This window comes from Pseudoalteromonas sp. S2755, assembly GCF_005886535.1.
GTDB lineage: Bacteria > Pseudomonadota > Gammaproteobacteria > Enterobacterales > Alteromonadaceae > Pseudoalteromonas.
In genome coordinates this window covers 1-4,142 of the sequence record NZ_PNDS01000092.1, presented here as the reverse complement: position 1 = coordinate 4,142, position 4,142 = coordinate 1, and the positions used below count along the sequence as shown (strand labels likewise).

General features: G+C 40.5%; 5 protein-coding genes. 4 read left to right on the top strand and 1 reads right to left on the bottom strand.

Annotated elements, in window-relative coordinates:
- Positions 1 to 62: 62 nt before the first annotated feature.
- Complete coding sequence (locus tag CWC03_RS15530) at positions 63 to 944, bottom strand: LysR family transcriptional regulator (RefSeq protein ID WP_138582665.1); 882 nt, start codon at positions 942 to 944, stop codon at positions 63 to 65.
- Positions 945 to 1,068: 124 nt separating this feature from the next.
- Between CWC03_RS15530 and CWC03_RS15525 the strand changes: the two genes are divergently transcribed.
- The 4 genes from CWC03_RS15525 (at position 1,069) to CWC03_RS15510 (ending at position 2,985) form a co-directional block, all read left to right on the top strand.
- Positions 1,069 to 1,683, top strand: coding sequence for a glutathione S-transferase family protein (locus CWC03_RS15525; RefSeq protein WP_138582664.1), 615 nt, complete (start codon positions 1,069 to 1,071; stop codon positions 1,681 to 1,683).
- A 7-nt stretch (positions 1,684 to 1,690) separates the two neighbouring features.
- Complete coding sequence (locus CWC03_RS15520; RefSeq protein ID WP_138582663.1) at positions 1,691 to 2,059, top strand: nuclear transport factor 2 family protein; 369 nt, start codon at positions 1,691 to 1,693, stop codon at positions 2,057 to 2,059.
- Between the two features lie 10 nt (positions 2,060 to 2,069).
- Positions 2,070 to 2,282 carry a tautomerase family protein gene (locus tag CWC03_RS15515; RefSeq protein WP_138582662.1) on the top strand — a complete coding sequence of 71 codons (213 nt, stop codon included), beginning with the start codon at positions 2,070 to 2,072 and terminating at the stop codon, positions 2,280 to 2,282.
- Between the two features lie 256 nt (positions 2,283 to 2,538).
- Complete coding sequence (locus tag CWC03_RS15510) at positions 2,539 to 2,985, top strand: Hsp20 family protein (RefSeq protein WP_138582661.1); 447 nt, start codon at positions 2,539 to 2,541, stop codon at positions 2,983 to 2,985.
- The last annotated feature ends 1,157 nt before the right edge of the window (positions 2,986 to 4,142 follow it).

Sequence of the window (4,142 nt, the reverse complement as noted above, 5' to 3'; positions counted from 1 at the left end):
GCGCTAAAACTGGCTGCTAGAAAGGCATTAATTATCCGCAGCTCAGGTTATTTACTTAACAATCAGCGCCCGTCACGCTTAAACCAAACCTGTAAAAAATCGATACATTGAAGTACCGCGGCTGGCACAAATTGGCGAGCTGGATACAGTGCGTATAAGGCTAGAGTAGGTTTATCTGCATGCTGCAAAATACTAACTACCTCACCCTTTTCAAGTGCTTCTCTACAGGCGAATTCAGGTAAAACTCCTATTCCCAAATGGCTTTTAATCGCCTGCAACATAAAAAGGACATTGTTCACTTTAAGGGAGCCTTTTATTCGCACACCTTTGTCTAACGGCCATAAGTTCTTGCGTTTTGAATAGCTATATTCAAAACAATTATGATGAATTAAATCTTGTGCTGATTCGATTACAGGGTGACTCGCTAAATATTGTGGTGAGGCGCATACATGATAGCTAAATTGAGTAATTTCTTTACCTATATAACTTGAGTCGAACGGGCGACTGGAAGCTCGAAAACCTAAATCGAATCCCTGTTCAACTAAGTCGATATCCTCATCTCCTAAATGTATTTCAAGATCGACATCTGGATAAGCCTGCATAAAATCGGCGAACATTGCAGCCAAGTCAGTGATCCCAAGGACCATTGGCACATTCACCTTTAGCTTACCTTTTGGTGCTTGCTGCGACTCTTGTATGAAGGTGTCTGCATCCTCTAACTTATTGAGAATATCCTTAGCACGCTGCAAATAGCCTTCTCCCACATGCGTAAGCTGCAAATTGCGCGTGGTGCGATGTATAAGCCGTGCACCAAGCTCAGCTTCCAGTCGGCTGATCTCCTTACTGATCATGGATTTGGACGTATTATATTGCTCTGCAACACGAGTAAAACTGCGTACTTCAGCTAGTTTTACAAACATTTCTATCGCTCGTAGCTTGTTCATACTTTCCTTGATTATTGTTTCCACCATGTGAACTCTTGGTTCTCATTGTAGCTATATATCAAACAGCATCTAGTTTATACACTGAGCTTGTCTTTTAGCCAAGAAGCAAATAAGGAAAACCATTATGTATACGCTATATTACTTACCAGGTGCTTGCGCGCTAGCAACGCAAGTCATATTAAGAGAACTAAAGCAACCCTTCGAACTAGTTGACAAACGCGGTGTTGATAACTTTTTAGCCATTAACCCAACAGGTAAAATCCCAGTTCTTAACGATGGCGAAAACTGCTTAGTAGAAGGAGCTGCAATCTTACTTTATCTACTCAATAAACACGAAAATAACCTTCTTCCTCAAGCTGATGTTTTGCAAAAGCAACAAGCGATAGAAAACATTCTGTTTGCCAATGCCACCATGCACCCGGCTTACAACCGTCTGTTTTTTGCCACAGGTGCAATCGCTGATGAGCATGCGCGCCAGCCATTTTTAGAAGCGGCAGCGGTTGCCATCAACGAATTATGGGGCTTGGTCGAGAAAAAGTTAGCGCAGCAAGCATTTTTGGGCGGCGATCAGGTTTCCAGTGCAGATATCATGCTGGCTGTATATGCGCGTTGGGGCGCCTATTTTCCAGTCGACATTGTCATTCCAGAAAAAGTCAGCAAGATGTTGGCTGCAGTTGAGGCAAGGCCCAGCTTTATCGCCTCGATAGCAGCTGAACAAGCACACAGTACAGACGCATGAGCTTAATATGACTAAGCCTATTTTCAAACTACAGGATTTAGACAAAGTAACTGCGGTTATTCAACAATATTTTGAAGGGCTACACCAAGGAGATATTAAAAAGTTAGATGCGATTTTCCACGTCGACGCAGTGCTCAAAGCTCCGGGAATGAGGCGTACCAAATCACAGTGGCTAGATTTGGTCTCATCTCGACAAACGCCCGAAAGCCAAAGCGCTGCTTTTAATTACCGTATTTTGTCGGTGGATGTTGTAAACCATCAAGCAATGGTCAAGCTGTATTGCCCACTGTTTGAACATCACTATATCGACTTTATCGGTTTACTAAAAGAAGATGGACAATGGCGTATCGTCAACAAAATGTATGATGATCTGTAGGAGATAACCAATGCCAATCATCAATATTAAAATCACGAAGGAAGGCGTTACACCTGCTCAGAAGCAAGCCTTAATAAAAGGTGCAACTCAGCTTATGGTAGATATCCTTGATAAAGCGCCACAAGTTACTTTTGTCGTCATAGAGGAAGTTGAAACTGACGACTGGGGAATAGGGTTTGATCAAGTCTCAGTGTTGCGGCAGCAAAACTTAAGTCCTAAATAACGCACTAAAAAAGAGGCATCAAATGGTGCTTCTTCACCTGCAAAGACAATTTTCTTGAAAAAGAATCTTATAAAATTCAGGTAAATAAAAACTTTTTTAAAAAAGTTTCTTGAAAAGTATTTGCCTCGTCCATAGATAGTATTGTGAGGACGCCGACAGGGTCCCAACCCAAACTAAGTAAATGTTTTATATGCTATTTATTGGCTTTAATTGAAGCAATAAATAGCTTAATTATCGCTTTATGAGGATACAAATTATGCGTACAGTAGACCTATCTCCACTTTATCGTTCATTCATCGGTTTTGACCATTTAGCACAGTTAATGGATGCAGCATCACGCAACGAAAAGCAACCAAGCTTTCCGCCATATAACATCGAAGCTACCGGTGAAGACAAATACCAAATTACCATGGCTGTTGCCGGATTTACCGAGCAAGAGCTTAGTCTTGAGTCAGAAAACAATACTCTGACAGTCAAAGGCGAAAAGCAAAACAAAGAAGACAAAGCTGAGCGCAAATTTATCCATCAAGGTATCGCAGAGCGTAACTTTGAGCGTAAATTCCAACTTGGCGATCACGTCAAGGTGATTGGCGCAGGACTTGAAAACGGCCTGTTAGTCATTGACCTTGAACGCGAGATTCCTGAAGCACTCAAGCCAAGAAAGATTGAAATTGGCAGAGGCAATCTCATCGAAAATAAATAATCGTTAGAGGTCACTTCCCCCTGTTTTTACATGATGTCACGTTTCCAAGTCGCCCTCGGGCGACTTTTTTATTTGCAAAAATGTATGAGCTGATTGTAACACTAGAAAAAGGTAGGCATAGGGGTCAGCGCAATACTAAATCCAACCTGAAGCTTACTTGTTAAGGGTCAACTCGCTTTTAGCAACTAACGTAATTAAAATACAAGAAGAGAAAACTAAAATTATCCCCAAAAATATAAAGTGCCAATTTGGGTGTAGCAAATCTAAACTATATTGGTATGAGCTCCAGCGAGTTCGATCCTCACTATATATAGGTGAAGCTATCCACTGATAAACACTATAGAATTCCTTAAACACTCCTAAGAGCATCGACACGACTCCTGCCATATAAAAGAGCCTAGATACCCATATAACAGTTTGAAGTGGCTCACTTTTCACTCTATGAAAAGGTAAAAAAATCATACTTTTCCTTAAGATTTAATATTTGGTCAAAACATAGCATTCAATGGTTTCAAACGCCGAAATTGTTTCCCCGTTTTAAGTATTACTAGTGATATTACATGCAGTTAAGTTAACCAAGCAACACTTAAAACCGTGCCGTATCACACTTATTTTTTATCAAAGGCGCTAAGTTGATCTATATTTTTCTATTTGTGACGATCACAGGTCAAGCAATCACTTAGCTGTTAGTGATAGAAGTAACTTACATTTCCTGCATCTAGCTGCCAAAAAATAGGTAAAAAACTCCAAATGTAACTGTGATGTCGTTAAATTTAAAGATCAGAAGAGTCTGAAAAACAAACAAAAAAAGCTTGGCTATAAAGCCAAGCTTTGGGTGCGGTGCGAATAACCGCCTTACTCTTACCGACTATGATCCTTCACTTTACTTCCCTAATGACATCCAAACTCTCTATTTGGAGCTCAAAGATTCTGATAGCGATGCCTCGCTGTAAGTATTCCTTTATACCAGTTTGTTCAAACTTGCCCGAAAGAAGGCGCTTAGTTGAACAAATCAGTAATGTTGCCTGTTACTCAACAATAAACATAATCTTTGAACTCTATTCCCTGCTCCCTGACATCAGTTCCTTTTCCTCTGTCACTCCTTTGCGCAGGTAAATTTACTTCTCCAGCTCTAATTAGCCTTTAAAATTTGCGAA